General features: G+C 59.9%; 13 protein-coding genes. 8 read left to right on the top strand and 5 right to left on the bottom strand.

What is annotated here, in order from left to right; all coding sequences use genetic code 11:
- Position 1: 1 nt before the first annotated feature.
- The 4 genes from phnE to lgt all read right to left on the bottom strand — a co-directional run bounded on the left by phnE (position 2) and on the right by lgt (position 4,176).
- Positions 2 to 1,570: a phosphonate ABC transporter, permease protein PhnE gene (gene phnE / locus GSR16_RS15430; RefSeq protein ID WP_240902509.1), complete on the bottom strand. Its 1,569-nt coding sequence runs from the start codon at positions 1,568 to 1,570 to the stop codon at positions 2 to 4.
- Positions 1,564 to 2,361, bottom strand: a complete 798-nt coding sequence (locus GSR16_RS15425; protein WP_159878911.1) for a phosphonate ABC transporter ATP-binding protein — start codon at positions 2,359 to 2,361, stop codon at positions 1,564 to 1,566. Before GSR16_RS15425 ends, phnE begins: the two co-directional genes overlap by 7 nt.
- Entirely contained in the window at positions 2,358 to 3,206 is an 849-nt protein-coding gene (locus GSR16_RS15420) for a putative selenate ABC transporter substrate-binding protein (RefSeq protein ID WP_159878909.1), read from the bottom strand. The genes GSR16_RS15425 and GSR16_RS15420 overlap by 4 nt, the downstream gene beginning before the upstream one ends.
- A 118-nt stretch (positions 3,207 to 3,324) precedes the next feature.
- Complete coding sequence (gene lgt, locus GSR16_RS15415) at positions 3,325 to 4,176, bottom strand: prolipoprotein diacylglyceryl transferase (RefSeq protein ID WP_159878907.1); 852 nt, start codon at positions 4,174 to 4,176, stop codon at positions 3,325 to 3,327.
- Between the two features lie 198 nt (positions 4,177 to 4,374).
- Between lgt and ilvD the strand changes: the two genes are divergently transcribed.
- The 8 genes from ilvD (at position 4,375) to GSR16_RS15375 (ending at position 14,542) form a co-directional block, all read left to right on the top strand.
- Positions 4,375 to 6,228, top strand: coding sequence for a dihydroxy-acid dehydratase (gene ilvD / locus GSR16_RS15410; protein ID WP_159878905.1), 1,854 nt, complete (start codon positions 4,375 to 4,377; stop codon positions 6,226 to 6,228).
- A gap of 166 nt (positions 6,229 to 6,394) precedes the next feature.
- A complete protein-coding gene (yfcF, locus tag GSR16_RS15405) occupies positions 6,395 to 7,033 on the top strand; it encodes a glutathione transferase (protein ID WP_159878903.1) in 639 nt (212 codons plus the stop codon).
- A gap of 762 nt (positions 7,034 to 7,795) precedes the next feature.
- The gene (locus GSR16_RS15400; RefSeq protein WP_159878901.1) at positions 7,796 to 8,899 is read left to right on the top strand and encodes a hypothetical protein; all 1,104 of its coding nucleotides are present in this window, start codon (positions 7,796 to 7,798) and stop codon (positions 8,897 to 8,899) included.
- A gap of 119 nt (positions 8,900 to 9,018) precedes the next feature.
- Positions 9,019 to 10,266 carry a serine hydroxymethyltransferase gene (glyA, locus tag GSR16_RS15395; RefSeq protein ID WP_159878899.1) on the top strand — a complete coding sequence of 416 codons (1,248 nt, stop codon included), beginning with the start codon at positions 9,019 to 9,021 and terminating at the stop codon, positions 10,264 to 10,266.
- Positions 10,267 to 10,416: 150 nt separating this feature from the next.
- A complete protein-coding gene (nrdR, locus tag GSR16_RS15390; protein ID WP_159878897.1) occupies positions 10,417 to 10,875 on the top strand; it encodes a transcriptional regulator NrdR in 459 nt (152 codons plus the stop codon).
- Between the two features lie 105 nt (positions 10,876 to 10,980).
- On the top strand, positions 10,981 to 12,087 hold the full coding sequence (ribD, locus tag GSR16_RS15385) for a bifunctional diaminohydroxyphosphoribosylaminopyrimidine deaminase/5-amino-6-(5-phosphoribosylamino)uracil reductase RibD (protein WP_159878895.1): 1,107 nt from the start codon (positions 10,981 to 10,983) through the stop codon (positions 12,085 to 12,087).
- Between the two features lie 144 nt (positions 12,088 to 12,231).
- A complete protein-coding gene (locus tag GSR16_RS15380; RefSeq protein ID WP_205677444.1) occupies positions 12,232 to 12,963 on the top strand; it encodes a hypothetical protein in 732 nt (243 codons plus the stop codon).
- 88 nt (positions 12,964 to 13,051) lie between these two features.
- On the top strand, positions 13,052 to 14,542 hold the full coding sequence (locus tag GSR16_RS15375; RefSeq protein WP_159878893.1) for a carboxypeptidase M32: 1,491 nt from the start codon (positions 13,052 to 13,054) through the stop codon (positions 14,540 to 14,542).
- Between the two features lie 68 nt (positions 14,543 to 14,610).
- On the opposite strand, the gene GSR16_RS15370 is transcribed toward GSR16_RS15375, so the two are convergent.
- The gene (locus tag GSR16_RS15370; protein WP_159878891.1) at positions 14,611 to 15,468 is read right to left on the bottom strand and encodes an HDOD domain-containing protein; all 858 of its coding nucleotides are present in this window, start codon (positions 15,466 to 15,468) and stop codon (positions 14,611 to 14,613) included.
- Positions 15,469 to 15,519 lie beyond the last annotated feature (51 nt).

Here is a 15,519-nt window from a genome sequence, read left to right as displayed (position 1 = left end):
CTCAGTCCATCTGCCGTCGCCAGGCACGGCTGAGTTGTTCCACTGCCCACGACAGTAGCAGCATGGCGATGATCAGGCTGGCAGCCCGGTGCTGCTGGAAGAGAGACAAGGCCAGATAAAGCTGCTGCCCCAGCCCGCCGGCCCCGACAATGCCCAGCACTGTAGCAATGCGGATATTGTTTTCCCAGCGGTACAGGGTATAGGCCACCCATTGGCTAAATACCGTCGGCAGCAGGCCGTAGGCAAAAGCCAGCACCCGGCTGGCCCCGGCCTGGCGCAGGGCCAGTTCTGGCGCGTGATCGGCATTTTCCAGCGTCTCGGCAAACAGCCGCCCCAGCACGCCGGCAGTGTGCAAGGCCAGCGCCAGCACCCCGGCAGCCGGGCCCAGCCCGACAGCCAGCACCGCTATCGAGGCCCATAGCAGATCCGGCACCCCGCGCAGCAGGTTAAGCAGCAGACGGCTAGCCCATTTGGCGGCACTGCCAAAGCGCCCGGCAGCCGGCATCGCCAGTACCGCCGCCACAGCAAAAGCCAGTACCGTACCCAGTGCCGACATGGCCAGCGTTTCCAGCGTGCCATGGGCCAGCTCGGCCAGCATGTTGCCATCCGGCGGGAAAAAGTCATGGCTGAAGCGTGCAATGGCGGACAGATCAAAGCCGCTGTCGCGCCAGCCCGGCAGCAGCCACAGCACGCTGGCCACCACCGCCAGCAGGCCGCTGCCCAGCAGGTACAGGCCACCATGCGGACGCTCCAGCGCATGGCGCGACAGCAGGCTGATGCCTTCGCTCAGGCTCACCAGCAACAGGAAAACCAAGAGCAGGGTGCTGACTTCGCCGCCATTGAGCATTTTCAGGCTGGTGTCCAGTAACTGGCCCACGCCTCCAGCACCAACAAAACCCATCACCGCCGAGGCGCGGATGGCGCATTCCCAGCGGTAAACGCTGTAGCTGACCAGTTCGGGGAGGGCTTGCGGCCACAGGCCATACAGCAGGCACTGCCAGCGGCTGGCACCTTGCAGATGCAGTGCGCCAGCCAGTTCGCGCGGCTGGGATTCCAGAATCTCGGCATACACCTTGCCCAGCATGCCGCCATAGGCCAGACCGATGGCCAGCACCGCCGGCAGGCTGCCCAGGCCCGCAGCCCGCACAAACAGCAGTGCCCAGACGATTTCCGGAATGCCGCGCAAGATCACCATCAGTCCGCGCAGCAGTGATTTGAGCAGTTCGATACCCGCCAGCGCCGATTCGACCGCCAGCGCCTGGCGATCCAGCGCACGGCTGGTGACAAAGGCCAGCGGTGCGCCCAGCAGCATGGCCAGCGCAATACCGGCGGTGGCACTGGCCAGCGTGGTGATGGTTTCGCGTGCCACATCCAGCAGAAAACTGCCTTGGGTGGATAGCGGGAAAAAGCCGGCGACAAAACCGGCCATGGTGCGCCAGCTATCGGGATTGGCCAGCGTGGCGGGATTGAACTGGGTCAGGCTGAAGCTGGGTGCCAGCAAGGCCAGGCACAGCAGCAGGGTGAACAAGCGCGGCCAGCGGGCCGGATCGCGTGGATGGGGGGTCAGCATCGCAAGCCCTGGCTGACGCTGGCTGCCGGTGGCGTAGCTGCCGGCTCGGCCAGCCTTTCGCCGGCATAGAGCGCGCTTACCACACCGGGATGAACCTGCTCGCGTGGCAGATCAAACATGATCTGGCCATCACGCACCCCGATGATGCGCGGGAAATGGGCCAGCGCCAGTTCCACCGAATGCAGGCTGACCAGCAGGCTGGCCTGGCGTGCGTGGGCTTCTGCCACCAGCAGGCTGATGGTGTCTTCCGCCAGCCTGGGGTCCAGCGCGGCCACCGGCTCATCCGCAAGCAGCAGATCGGCCTGCTGATACAGCACGCGGGCAATGCCGACCCGCTGGCGTTGGCCACCGGACAACTGATCACAGCGTTGCCATAGCTTGTCGGCCAGCGCTAGCCGCTGCAGGCAATCCTGCACTGCCGCGCCGTCATTCGGCCACAGCAGGCGGGTCAGGGCGGCCAGGCCGCCATATTGGCCCAGCTTGCCGGCTGCCACGCTGTGGATCACCCGCTGGCGGGCTGGCAGCGGGGCTGCCTGGTAGACCATGCCGATGCGGCTGCGCAGCCGCCGCAGCCAGCGTGCCGACAAATGCCATGGGTTGTCACCCAGCACGCTCAGGCTGCCCTGGCTTGGGCGGTAGCGCGTGGCGGCCAGCAGCAGCAGGGAGGTTTTGCCGGCCCCGGAAGGGCCGATCAGCGCTGCCTGTTCGCCGCCGGCCAGCTCCAGCCTGATGTCGCGCAGCACATCCACGCCGCCTAGCTGCAGGCTGACACCGTCAAACAGCAGGCTCACTTGAGCAGGCCTGCCGCTTCAGCTGCTGCCTCGATGCCCTTGTAGTTGTCAGCCTTGGTGGGAATGAAGCGGCTGGCGCGTTGCAGCTCCAGGATGGCTTTCTGTTCCGGGTTCTTGGCATCCAGCTTGAGGAAGGCGGCGGTAATGCGTGCCTGCAGCTTCTTGTCCAGATTGCCGCGCACTGTCCAGTTGTAGTCGTAGAAGGTTGGGCTGGTGGCCAGCAGTTTCACCTTGCTGCTGTCTACCTTGCCACTTGCTACCAGCTTGTCCCATACCGAGGCATTGAGCGCACCGGCATCCACCTTGCCGGAGGCCACCCAGGCCACGGTGGCGTCATGCGCGCCGGAGTAAGCTACATTCTTGAAGAAGGTTTCCGGTTTGATGCCTTCCTTTTGCAGGAAGTAACGCGGCATCAGGTGGCCCGAAGTGGAGGAGGCCGAGCCAAAGGCAAAGCTCTTGCCCTTGAGATCCTTCAGCGACTTGGCGCCCACGGCGGCATTGACGATGAATTTGGAGGTGAACTTGCTGTCTTCCTCGCGCTGTACCAGCGGCACCACCTTGCCATGCAGGCTGGCCTGCACAAAGGTAAAGCCACCCAGCCAGGCCATGTCGATCTTGTCGCTATTGAGTGCGGTCACCACCGCGGCGTAGTCGGTCACCGGCACAAACTGCACCTTCATGCCCAACTCTTTTTCCAGATACTGGCCTAGCGGGGCAAACTTGCGCTGCAACTCGGTCGGGGCTTCATCCGGAATGGCGGAGACTTTCAGCACGGCTTCTTCGGCCGAGGCCAGGGCGGAGACGGCCAGCAATGCCGTGGCCAGCGTGAGTTTGAGGGTTTTCATGCCTGGTATTCCTTATCTGTGCGGGCAAAAGGCCGCAGGACAAATAAAAGCCAGTCGATGACTGGCTTTATTGATAAACCACAGTGGCAGGCAAAAGACTGCCAGCGGCAATTATAGCCTAGCGCTGCTGGCGTTTGCCGAACCAGACCAGCAACACCACGCCGATAACAATCATCGGCAGGCTCAGCCACTGGCCCATGCTGATGGTGTAGGACTGGCCGAAGATGCCGGCATCCGGATTGCGGAAAAACTCGCTGACAAAGCGTGCCAGACCGTAACCGATCAGGAACACCGCTGACACCTGCCCCCGCGCACGCGGCTTGCTGCTGTAGATCCACAGCACGGCAAACAGGGCGATGCCTTCCAGCAAAAACTCATACAGCTGCGAGGGGTGACGCGGCAGCGCGCCGTACTGCATCAGCATGTTCAACAGATCGGATGATGTCTGGCCCTCGGCCAGATCATTGGCCCTGGCGGAAGGAAACAGCATCGCCCAGGGCAGGTCAGGGCTGGCTACCCGGCCCCACAGCTCGCCATTGATGAAGTTGCCGATACGCCCGGCGGCCAGACCCAGCGGCACCAGCGGGGCGATGAAGTCGGTCAGCTCCCAGAAACTGCGTTGCTGCTTGCGGGCAAACAAGGCCATGCCCACCAGCACACCGAGGAAACCACCGTGGAAGGACATGCCACCCTTCCATACCATGAAGATTTCCGCCGGGTGGCTGAAGTAGTAGCCGGGTTCGTAAAACAGCACTTCACCCAGGCGTCCGCCAATCACCACGCCCAGCACGCCATACATCAGCAGGTCGTCCAGCAGTTTTGAGGTGAGAAAAGCATGGCCTTGGCGGATGCGGTAATTGCCCAGCAACAGGAACAGGCCAAAGCCCAGCAGGTACATCAAGCCATACCAGTGAATGGCCAGCGGGCCCAGGTGAATGGCGACGGGGTCGAACTGCGGATGAACGATCATTTGTCAGGTCGGTGCGTTTGCGGTAAAAGAATATGGACGAAATTATACGGAATGCGTTCCGCCGCGTCCTGTCATTACCATGACAGATTGCGGCCAGCCCGATCCAGCGGCACCCGGGAGAGGGCAGACCTGCCTGCAACACAGGCGCGGTCAGTGGCAATGCGCTCTGCAAGCATCTGATCATCAAGGAAACAAGACATGCCCCAATACCGTTCCAAAACCTCCACCGCCGGCCGCAACATGGCGGGTGCCCGCGCTCTGTGGCGTGCTACCGGCATGAAAGACGAGGATTTTGGCAAGCCCATCATCGCCATTGCCAACAGCTTCACCCAATTCGTGCCCGGCCATGTCCACCTGCACAATATGGGACAGCTGGTAGCGCGTGAAATCGAACGCGCCGGCGGTGTGGCCAAGGAATTCAACACCATCGCCATCGACGACGGCATCGCCATGGGCCACGGCGGCATGCTGTACAGCCTGCCCAGCCGCGACCTGATTGCCGACAGCGTGGAATACATGGTGAATGCCCACTGTGCCGACGCGCTGGTGTGCATCTCCAACTGCGACAAGATCACCCCCGGCATGCTGATGGCTGCCATGCGCCTGAACATTCCGGTGATTTTTGTTTCCGGTGGCCCGATGGAAGCGGGCAAGGTGCAGTGGGGCAACGACATCCGCAAGCTCGACCTGGTGGACGCCATGGTGGAAGCGGCCAACAGCGCCATTTCCAATGAAGATGTGGAGCGGGTTGAGCGTTCGGCCTGTCCGACTTGCGGCTCCTGCTCCGGCATGTTCACCGCCAACTCGATGAACTGTCTGACCGAAGCCCTGGGTCTGTCGCTGCCCGGCAACGGCAGCCTGGTGGCCACCCATGCCGACCGCAAGGAACTGTTCCTGCGCGCCGGTCGCCTGATCGTTGACATCACCAAGCGTTATTACGAACAGGACGACGCCAGCGTGCTGCCGCGCGCCATCGGCAGCAAGCAGGCTTTTGAAAACGCCATGAGCCTGGACGTGGCCATGGGCGGCTCCACCAATACCGTGCTGCACCTGCTGGCTGCCGCCAGCGAAGCCGGTGTCGACTTCAAGATGGCCGACATCGACCGCATCTCGCGTTCGGTGCCCTGCCTGTCCAAGGTAGCCCCGGCCACGCAGAAATATCATATGGAAGACGTGCACCGCGCTGGTGGCGTGGTGGCCATTCTGTCCGAACTGGACCGTGCCGGCCTGATCCACCGCGATGTGCCCACCATCCATAGCAAGACGCTGGCCGAGGGGCTGGAAGCCTGGGACATCATGCGTCATGGCGAAGACAGCGAAGCCCGCCGCTTCTACCGTGCAGCACCGGGCGGCGTGCCCACCACCATCGCCTTCTCCCAGTCCATGCGCTACCCGGGCGTGGATGATGACCGTGCCGGTGGCTGCATCCGCGACAAGGCCAATGCCTACTCGCAGGATGGTGGCCTGGCCGTGCTGTACGGCAATATCGCCGAGCGTGGCTGCATCGTGAAAACCGCTGGTGTGGATGACTCCATCCTCAAGTTCACCGGCCGTGCCCGCATCTTCGAAAGTCAGGATGACGCCGTTGCTGCCATCCTGGACGACAAGATTGTGGCTGGCGACGTGGTGGTCATCCGCTACGAAGGCCCCAAGGGCGGCCCTGGCATGCAGGAAATGCTTTACCCCACCAGCTATCTCAAGTCCAAGGGCTTGGGCAAGGCCTGCGCGCTGCTGACCGATGGCCGTTTCTCCGGTGGTACTTCCGGCCTGTCCATCGGCCACGTATCGCCGGAAGCAGCCGAAGGCGGTGCAATTGGTCTGGTGGAAGAGGGTGACACCATCGAGATCGACATCCCCAACCGCGGCATCCGCCTGGCCGTCAGCGACGAGGCACTGGCTGCCCGTCGCGCCGCCATGGAAGCACGTGGCCGTGACGCCTGGAAACCGGTGGATCGCCAGCGCCCGGTCAGCGCCGCCCTGCGCGCCTACGCGGCCATGACCACCAGCGCCGACACTGGTGCGGTGCGTGATGTGACCCAGGTGGAAAAATAAGCGGGCTGCCCGCTAAATCGGTAACAACGGCAGCTGCGGCTGCCGTTTTTTATGTGGTTGTCCGCGACTTCTTCCATGCTTTAACTGGAACAGCGGCAACTGTGCTTGCGCCTTGCGCGGCAAGCTGTCTCAGTTGCTTGATCGATCAACCCATTGCGAGCCGACCATGCCATCAACTTCATCACTGCAGCTGACCGTCGATGCCCAGTATTGCAGCCCCTATGCCATGTCGGTGTATGTGGCGCTGCTGGAAAAGCAACTGCCCTTTACCCTGTCGACACTGGATCTGGATGCCGGGGCCAATCATGCACCGGCTTATGCTGCCAGTTCGCTGACAGCGCGTGTGCCGGCCTTGCAGCATGGTGACTTCGTGCTCAGTGAGTCCTCGGCCATTACCGAATATCTGGACGAGCTGTTTCCCGACCCGGCTTTGTATCCGCCATCCCCCCAGGACAGGGCGCGGGCGCGGCAAATCCAGGCCTGGCTGCGCAGTGATCTGCTGCCTTTGCGACAGGAGCGTGACACCCTGGTGGTGTTCTACCGGCCAATAAGGTGCCCGCTGTCTGATGCGGCCCGGCGTGCCGCCCACAAACTGCTACGGGTGGCCGAGCAGGCATTGCCTGCCGGTGCGGACTACCTGTTTGGGCAGTGGAGTATTGTGGATGTCGATCTGGCGTTGATGCTCAACCGCTTACGGTTGAATGGCGACCCCATGCCACAGCGGCTAGCCGATTATGCGGCTTTGCAATGGCAGCGGACATCGGTACAACGCTGGCTGGATTTGCCGCGCCCAGCGCTGAAATAAGGGTTAGGCAGATAAGACCGAGTAAAACTGTCGGGTATTTGCCACAGGTGGTCTTGACCGTGGATAAGACTTTTCTTTGGCGGTGAACTTAAATTTCCACCTGTAGTCAGATCATTTCCGGTTATACAAGCAAGCCGGATTCCCTGATTGGCAGCGTGTTCTGGCGCTGCATCCTCTTGCTCTTCCTGGCAAGACCGAACATTTCCGCATGTTCGGTTTTTCTTTTTTGTAATAATTAGAACTTGTATACAATATATGTTTAATATTTTGTGTCACATTGCTCACAACCGAACATTTGCGCTTGTCATTACCTTGCCGGGTCGCACTCGGCTCGGCAAGGCAGGAAATCCGTGCCGGAGAGGTGTTTGTAATCGTGGGAAGCTGTGATCTGCCGGGCTGGATTCTTTACGTATTTCTGTAAAAAATCTTTAATAACATTGTGTTATAGGCTTGATTTGTCGTGCTTTGGCTGCATTGGGCAAAAAAAATGCGCGGTGCCGTGAGGCCCGCGCCAAGTCTACAAAGGAGAAATAGAGGAGAAACTATCAAGAAGCAATTGCTGCATCTCAACGAGTACGGATTATCCAGATACAGTGCGCGAGTGTCAACATCTGAATTTTCGGAAAACGAAAAAATATCCGTTTTTGTCGCTAATCAGCACATGCTTATGTTTGAAATCGAAAGTCAAGCGCTTGCTTGGTGAACCAGCGGCAACGGACTGTGCGACAATATGGCCTTTCCCGATTTCAGCAGGATGACATGATGTCGCAGCCGCTTCTCACTCTTCCGGACCCGCGCCAGTACCACCCGCAGGTATCGCTGACCAATATGCTGATCCATAACGCCTTGTCGGTGCAAAACGCCACCACCGAGGCGGATCGCGAAATGTGGTTTGTCGCCATTCGCGACGCCATGGCGCAAATGCTGCAACGTGGCGAATTGCTCTCCATTTCGGTCGCATTGGCGATGGTGCCGTCGCAGGACACTTATAAGATTGTGTGGGATGCATTACGGGCCGCGGCAGAGCAGCCGCAAGGCCGCTGTGCGCATGTATTTGCCTTGCCGCTGGTGTTGGTGGCTGGCAGCAAAAATCAGGCAACGCTGCCGGCAGCCATTACTGATGAAGATGGACTGAATGACTTGCTACGTCAGCATGGGGTGCTTAGCTCGGATGGCGATGTGCGCGTGTTTGGCCAGCTGTTGCATCCGGACACCGTGGTGGCAATGGATGCTGCCAGACTGTATCGCCTGACCCGCGAGCTGACTGTTGCTGCAGAAGGGGTAGGGGAGGCGCTGGATGGTGCCGCCATCACCCTGAAAGAAGAAGGCGTATTCCTGCGTTACTTGCTGGGCGTGGCCATCCAGCCGGAAGGCGATGCCGTGCCGGTGAAGCTGGGTGGCACCGTGGGTGCCTGGGGCATGCCCTTGATGAAATTCCTTGGTGAACAGCTGCATACCGATGGCGTGACGCTGTTTCCGATTGCCCGCCCGCCCTTGCCGGTGATGCAGGCGCTGGTGGCCGGCAATTTCGCCCGCTTCGAAGTGGCTTTGCAGGTGTTTGCCAGCAGTCAGATCCGCCGCCTGCGTGAGCTGTCGAAAGACCCGGTGGCCGTCCTGTCCGCCCACGACAACGGTGAATTGCATATCACCCTGTCGGCAGAAGGTGACGAGCGCAACTGGGAAGCCTTTGTCTGGCCGCTGGCGGCCATGGACAATGTGGCGCTGATCGAATCGAATTTCCGTGAACTGATGGCGGAATGCCGGGTGCGCGATGTGCATGTGCTACCCGAGGTGTACCCGGAAAGCCGCGACGGGATTCCGCTGTTCTTTACGGCAGACGACCTGAAGCAGGCTGAAGGGCAGTAAGCAATGATGATGGCGTACAGCGAGTGCTGCATTGCCAAAAATGCTTTACGTGAAAATGTTTCACAGGGCGATTCGTGTAGAATGGCCTCATCGTTAACCCTTTGATGGAAGAGTCAAAGATGTTTGCAGCTGACCAGACGATTGCCAAGTTCGACCCGGAACTGGCCGCCGCTATCAAGGCCGAGTGCCAACGCCAGGAAGATCATATCGAACTGATTGCTTCCGAAAACTATACCAGCCCCGCAGTGATGGAAGCCCAGGGCTCCCAGCTGACCAACAAGTATGCCGAAGGCTATCCGGCCAAGCGTTTCTATGGTGGCTGTGAACACGTAGACGTGGTCGAGCAACTGGCCATCGACCGCGTGAAGCAGCTGTTTGGTGCCGAATACGCCAATGTGCAGCCGCACTCTGGCAGCCAGGCCAACCAGGCGGTGTACTTCTCCATCCTGAAGCCGGGTGACACCGTAATGGGCATGAACCTGGGCCATGGTGGTCACCTGACCCACGGCTCTCCGGCCAACCTGTCCGGCAAGATGTTCAACATCGTGGCCTACGGTCTGAACGAGAAGGAAGAAATCGACTACGACGACATGGAACGCGTAGCGATGGAAACCAAGCCCAAGCTGATCATTGGCGGTGCTTCTGCCTACGCCCTGCGCTTCGATTTCGAACGCATGGGTCAGATCGCCAAGAAGTGCGGTGCCTACTTCATGGTCGACATGGCACACTACGCCGGTCTGATCGCTGCTGGTGTATACCCGAACCCGGTTCCGTACGCTGACTTCGTGACCTCCACCACCCACAAGACCCTGCGTGGTCCGCGTGGCGGCATCATCCTGGCCAAGGCTGAGTTCGAGAAGAGCATCAACAGCAATGTATTCCCGACCCTGCAAGGCGGCCCGCTGATGCACGTGATTGCCGGCAAGGCCATCGCTTTCAAGGAAGCGCTGCAACCGGAATTCAAGGTGTACCAGGAACAAGTGCTGAAGAACGCCGACGCCATGGCCCGCGCCCTGGCTGAACGTGGTCTGCGCATCATCTCCGGCCGCACCGAAAGCCATGTCTTCCTGGTGGACCTGCGTCCCAAGGGCCTGACCGGCAAGGCTGCCGATGCGCTGCTGGGCCGTGGTCACATCACCGTCAACAAGAACGCCATTCCGAATGACCCGGAAAGCCCGTTTGTGACTTCCGGCATCCGTATCGGCTCCCCGGCCATCACCACCCGCGGCTTCAAGGAAGCCGAAGCCGTGATGGTTGCCAACCTGGTTGCCGACGTGCTGGACAACCCGAACGACGATGCCGCCATCGCTCGTGTGGCCGAACAGGCTACCGCGCTGTGCCATCGTTTCCCGGTTTACGCCAAGTAAGCGGAACATCGCTGAGTAAAAGGCAGCCTGCGGGCTGCCTTTTTTATTGTCTGCGTCAAATCAACACGGCTTTACGATGGCAGGCATTAACCTGTGTTGTCTTTGCTGATACCATCAGTGCTTATCAAAAAAACACTGGATTGACACGTCATGAAATGTCCTTTCTGTGGCAATGCCGATACGCAGGTGATTGACTCCCGCGTCAGCGAAGACGGTGCCAGTATCCGTCGCCGTCGCCGTTGCCTGGCCTGTGAAAAGCGCTTCACGACATTCGAGACTGCCGATGTGCGCATGCCGCAGGTGGTCAAGTCTGGTGGCCATCGTTCCGAATTCGAGATCGAAAAGGTGCGTACCAGCTTTCTGCGCGCCCTGCACAAGCGCCCGGTACCAACGGCGCTGGTGGATGACGCCATCGACCGCATCTGCCATCGCCTGCTGCAACTGGGCGAGCGTGAAGTGTCCAGCAGGCAGATTGGTGAAATGGTGATGAACGAACTGGCCAAGCTGGACAAGGTGGCCTACGTGCGTTTTGCCTCGGTCTATCGCAGCTTCCAGGATATCTCCGAATTCTCGGATGCAATCAAGGAAATACAGAAGTCCAATCATTGAATCAGTGCTGCTACCCGGCGCAGGCCGGGTGTGGCTTGCTTATCAGGGGCTGCCGCCCATTGCGGGTTGGCATGACCACTATTCATTCCGCTGGAAGGCTTGTTGATGTCGTTGTTTTCTCCGCAAGACCATGTATTCATGCAGCAGGCATTGCGCCTGGCCGAAGCCGCCACCCGCAGGGCGGCACCCAATCCCGGAGTTGGATGTGTACTGGTCCGCGATGGCCGGGTGATCGGCGAAGGCGCTACGCTGCAGGTGGGTGGAGATCATGCCGAAATCCAGGCTATCAAGGATTGCCTTGCCCGTGGTGATAGCCCGCGTGGTGCCACCGCCTATGTGACGCTGGAGCCCTGCAGTCATCATGGCCGTACCCCGCCTTGTGCCGAGCGGCTGATCAAGGAAGAAGTGTCACGCGTGGTGGCCGCCATGGTGGACCCCTATCATGAGGTTGCAGGGCGCGGGCTGGCCATGCTGCGTGCCGCAGGCATTGATGCCAGTGCTGGCCTGCTGGAGACAGAGGCCCGGCGCGTGCATCGGGGGTTTTTGTCTAGGGTGGAGCGGCAGCGCCCCTGGGTAACACTCAAGGCAGCCGCCACGCTGGATGGCAAGACCGCCTTGCTCAATGGCAAGAGCCAGTGGATTACCGGCCCGGCAGCCCGCCACGATGTACAGAAGCTGCGCGCACGCAGCTGCGCCATTCTGACCGGCAGCGGAACGGTGCTGGTGGATAACCCGCAATTGACGGTGCGTGATTTCATTCTGCCGCAGCAACCCTTGCGGGTGGTGCTGGACAGCCGGCTGGTAACGCCACCGGACCGGCGGATTTTTCATGGTGGCAATACCCTGCTGGTCAGCAGTATTGCCGACCAGGCACGCCATCAGCCTTATCTGCAGCGTGGTGCTGAGCTGATGGTTTTGCCGGAGGATGCCGGACACGCCAATCTGCCCATGCTGATGCAACGACTGGCCGAGCGCGGTGTCAATGAACTCATGATTGAAGCCGGAGCCGGCCTTAACGGTGCGCTGGTACGCGCCGGACTGGTGGACGAGGCCATTCTGTATCTGGCCCCGGCCTTGGTCGGCAGCACGGCGCAAGGGCTGTTTGCCTGGCCGGCGCTGGAGGATCTGGCTGACAAGCAGCAGGTCAAAATCCAGGATGTGCGGATGGTGGGGGCGGACATCCGTATCAGCATGAACTTTGCCATGCCGTGAAGTTAGACCTGAAGTAAAGCAGGAAGCGGCAATTCGTCTGGCCGAACTGCTCTTCATGTTCCACAATGAAACTGGTTTCCCCTGGCTGCACTCTGCAGGCCGGAGGGCAACATCGGCAATGGCCGACATCGCGAGTAAAAGCCAATGACTGAGTCGGTATCATCTCTTCCCGGCATGGACATGAGCGCCCTGCAACAGGCGCTGGATGCGTATCTGCGTCTTATCCTGCGGCAGGGTGCGGTCGAGCAGGTGCTGGATGAGCGGCGTCATTTGCTTGATCGCCTGCTGCCCATGCTGGATGGTGTATCGCGTGATGCCCAGTCATTCCGGCGCGTGGTGGAACGCTTCGTCAATGATTGCGTGGTGGTCGATCGCGTAACAGCGCTGACCTGCGCGCGTGAGTTCTATTATTTCTGGCTGGGTGATGTCAAGAAGCTGGTGGAAATCACAGCCCGCTCCGGCTTTACCACCCGCAATGTCCGGCTGGAAATGGCCGACTCGTTGGCCTCCCTGCTGGAGAGAATGCGGCGGCAGGGTTTCGATGTTTTTCCACCCTCGCTGGAAATTTACCTGGGCAAGCTGTTTGAGGATGGCATGCCCGAAGCGGACATCCAGGAACGTGAATATCTGCTTAAGGGCATGTTGTTCCTGTTGTCAGGCCAACCTTACCGGCCAGACAGTTTCCGCATGGTGGTGGATGCCATGCTGTTGCATCTGAATGATGCGCAGAACCAGAAAGCCTTTGTCCAGCTGGCGCGGGAATATTTCTATTACTGGCTATCCTTTCCGCCTGCGCACGAGCGCATCCATCTGGCGGAAGAGGCTGCCCAGCCCATCAGCCTGCTGCAACCAGGCAGCACTACCCGCCAGCACTGAAGTGGCAGTGACAGCAGTCGGCTTTGATCCGGCTGGCACTGCCACTGCTTGTCTACATCTCATTTACTTGTTTTGTTCAGGAGTTCGCATGTCGCAATCACCGGCGTATGCATCGCTGCTTGCCCGTTTTACTCGCCTGCACCGTTTTGCTCATCTGGCAGCCATGGCTGGCTGGGATCAGGCCACCATGATGCCACCCAAGGGCAATGAGGCCAGAGCCGCAGCCCAGGCAGAGCTGGAAGTGCTGATGCATGCCACGCTGACCGATCCGAAGCTGGCACAAGCCTTGCAAGATGCCGAACAGGAAAACCTCAGTGAGGCCGAAGTTGCCAGCCTGCGCGAGATGCGGCGTGAGTGGCAGCAGGCCAATCTGCTGCCCGCGGATCTGGTCGAGGCTCAGGCCCTGGCTGGTGCGCGCTGTGAGCACGCCTGGCGTGAGCAGCGTGCCAGCAACGACTGGCAGGGTTTCCTGGAAAACTTCCGCGAAGTGGTGCTGCTGTCGCGGCGTGAGGCCAAGCTGCTAGCGGCTGCCCAGGGATGTTCGCCCTACGATGCCCTGATGAATAAATACGAGCCCGGCATGCAAAGTGCCGATATCGACCGTATCTTCGGCGCAGTCAAGCAATGGCTGCCAAGCCTGATCTCCCAAGTGATGGCAAAGCAAGCGCAGGAAAGGCTTGTCCTGCCACAGGGCAGCTTTCCGGTAGAGCAGCAGCGCCAGCTCGGTTTGGCCGTCATGGCCTTGCTGGGATTCGATTTTGATGCAGGCCGGCTGGATGTCAGCGTACATCCCTTCTGCGGAGGTGTGCCGGAAGACGTGCGCATCACTACCCGCTACCGCGAAGATGACTTCATGCAAAGTCTGATGGGCATCATTCATGAAACCGGCCATGCCCGTTACGAGCAGGGCCTGCCACGCAATATGCTGCATCTGCCAGTTGGGCGTGCCCGCTCCATGGGCATTCATGAAAGCCAGAGCCTGTCCTTCGAAATGCAGCTGGGGCGCAATCCTGCTTTTCTATCGCTGATTTCACCGCTTATCAGCGAGCATCTGGGCGAGCAGCCGGCATTTGCCGCCGATAATCTTGCCCGGCTTTACAGCCGTGTTCATCCGGGCTTCATCCGTGTGGATGCGGATGAATTATGCTATCCGGCCCACGTCATCCTGCGCTATGAAATCGAAAAGGCGCTGATTGAAGGCGAGATCGAAGCCGAAGACATCCCGGCATTGTGGGACGAAAAAATGCAAAGTTATCTGGGTGTGGATACCCGTGGTAACTACCGCCAGGGTTGCTTGCAGGATATTCACTGGACCGATGGCAGCTTCGGCTATTTCCCCAGCTACACCCTGGGGGCGATGTATGCGGCGCAATACTTTGCCGTCATGCGTCGTAGCATGCCGGATCTGGACCAGCGCATTGCTGCCGGTGAGCTGAGTGCCGTGTTTGACTGGCTGGACAAGAATATCTGGAGCCAGGCCAGCCGCTACCCAACCGCCGAGCTGGTCAGCCGTGCCTGCGGAGAGGCCTTGAATCCGGACTATTTCCGCGCACATCTCGAGGCACGTTATCTGGGCTGATGGCTTGCCCGGGACAAGAAAAAACCGCGTGGTATTCACGCGGTTTTTTTATGCCTGGCCGGCTCGGCTCATACGCTGACCGCCAGCTCCTGATGCATGGCATCCACCCAGTCTTCAAACTCCACATCCGACATGCCCAGGTAGTTGAGCACCTCATCCTTGCGGGCATCCCAGCCGGTATCTTCCTTGCCGGGGGTGAGGGTGCGCCACACATGGCGCGCGGCGCGGGTCACCGCCACCATCATGCGGCCATCGTGATCCAGCGGGGCATCCGGACTGGTATCCATTACCGTATCGTCATTCTGCATCAGGATGGCTTTGGCAAAGTTTTCCGGCATGTTCCAGCTGCGCGCCACCAGATAACCCACCACATCATGGCGTGTGCCGTGCAGCTCCTGCTCCACCAGGCCAACGCGATCGTCACTGGCCATTTCTACCAGCCGCAAGGTGCGGATATAGCTGGGGAAGCGCATCAGCATGATGGCCATGCCACAGCTGTGAAACAGGGCAAAACTGCGGCAGTCGTCGGGCACATGGACAATCCGGTCGCACAGTGCAGAGCCGATCAGGGCAATCAGCAGGGTGTTGTCCCAGAACTGCTCCAGCGCGGGCGGCGTTTCAGCGGTCAGACGGGTGCGCAACACCAGGCCACTGACCAGATTGATGACGTTCTTGATGCCCAGCAGGCTGATGGCCTGGTGAACCGATGTGATATGCCGACCCCGGCCCAGTATCGGTGTATTGGCAGCTTTGAGCATGGCCACGCACAGCGCCGGGTCTTCGTTGATGATGTCATCCAGCTTCTGCAAGGTTACATCAGGGTCCTGGCGCAAGCCCATCAGCTTGTCCAGCACATCCGGTCGGGGAGGGATAACCAGGTTTTTCAGGAGCTCATCGCGCTCGTCGGTGCTGATCAGTGGCGTCATGCTGGGCAATCCTGAAGATGATTTGTCTTTATTTTATCAGCCTTCTTCAGC

It is taken from the genome of Aquitalea denitrificans (genome assembly GCF_009856625.1).
In the GTDB taxonomy this organism is placed as follows: Bacteria; Pseudomonadota; Gammaproteobacteria; order Burkholderiales; family Chromobacteriaceae; genus Aquitalea; species Aquitalea denitrificans.
The sequence above is the reverse complement of the archived record's forward strand: the minus strand, read 5'-3'. Positions and strand labels throughout refer to the sequence as shown.

What these genes read in the sequence shown, in the direction of transcription:
- phnE (WP_240902509.1), bottom strand. Translation starts at nt 1,570, where the DNA reads ATGCTGACCCCCCATCCACGCGATCCGGCCCGCTGGCCGCGCTTGTTC.
- GSR16_RS15420 (WP_159878909.1), bottom strand. Translation starts at nt 3,206, where the DNA reads ATGAAAACCCTCAAACTCACGCTGGCCACGGCATTGCTGGCCGTCTCC.
- lgt (WP_159878907.1), bottom strand. Translation starts at nt 4,176, where the DNA reads ATGATCGTTCATCCGCAGTTCGACCCCGTCGCCATTCACCTGGGCCCG.
- ilvD (WP_159878905.1), top strand. Translation starts at nt 4,375, where the DNA reads ATGCCCCAATACCGTTCCAAAACCTCCACCGCCGGCCGCAACATGGCG.
- yfcF (WP_159878903.1), top strand. Translation starts at nt 6,395, where the DNA reads ATGCCATCAACTTCATCACTGCAGCTGACCGTCGATGCCCAGTATTGC.
- GSR16_RS15400 (WP_159878901.1), top strand. Translation starts at nt 7,796, where the DNA reads ATGTCGCAGCCGCTTCTCACTCTTCCGGACCCGCGCCAGTACCACCCG.
- glyA (WP_159878899.1), top strand. Translation starts at nt 9,019, where the DNA reads ATGTTTGCAGCTGACCAGACGATTGCCAAGTTCGACCCGGAACTGGCC.
- nrdR (WP_159878897.1), top strand. Translation starts at nt 10,417, where the DNA reads ATGAAATGTCCTTTCTGTGGCAATGCCGATACGCAGGTGATTGACTCC.
- ribD (WP_159878895.1), top strand. Translation starts at nt 10,981, where the DNA reads ATGTCGTTGTTTTCTCCGCAAGACCATGTATTCATGCAGCAGGCATTG.
- GSR16_RS15380 (WP_205677444.1), top strand. Translation starts at nt 12,232, where the DNA reads ATGACTGAGTCGGTATCATCTCTTCCCGGCATGGACATGAGCGCCCTG.
- GSR16_RS15375 (WP_159878893.1), top strand. Translation starts at nt 13,052, where the DNA reads ATGTCGCAATCACCGGCGTATGCATCGCTGCTTGCCCGTTTTACTCGC.
- GSR16_RS15370 (WP_159878891.1), bottom strand. Translation starts at nt 15,468, where the DNA reads ATGACGCCACTGATCAGCACCGACGAGCGCGATGAGCTCCTGAAAAAC.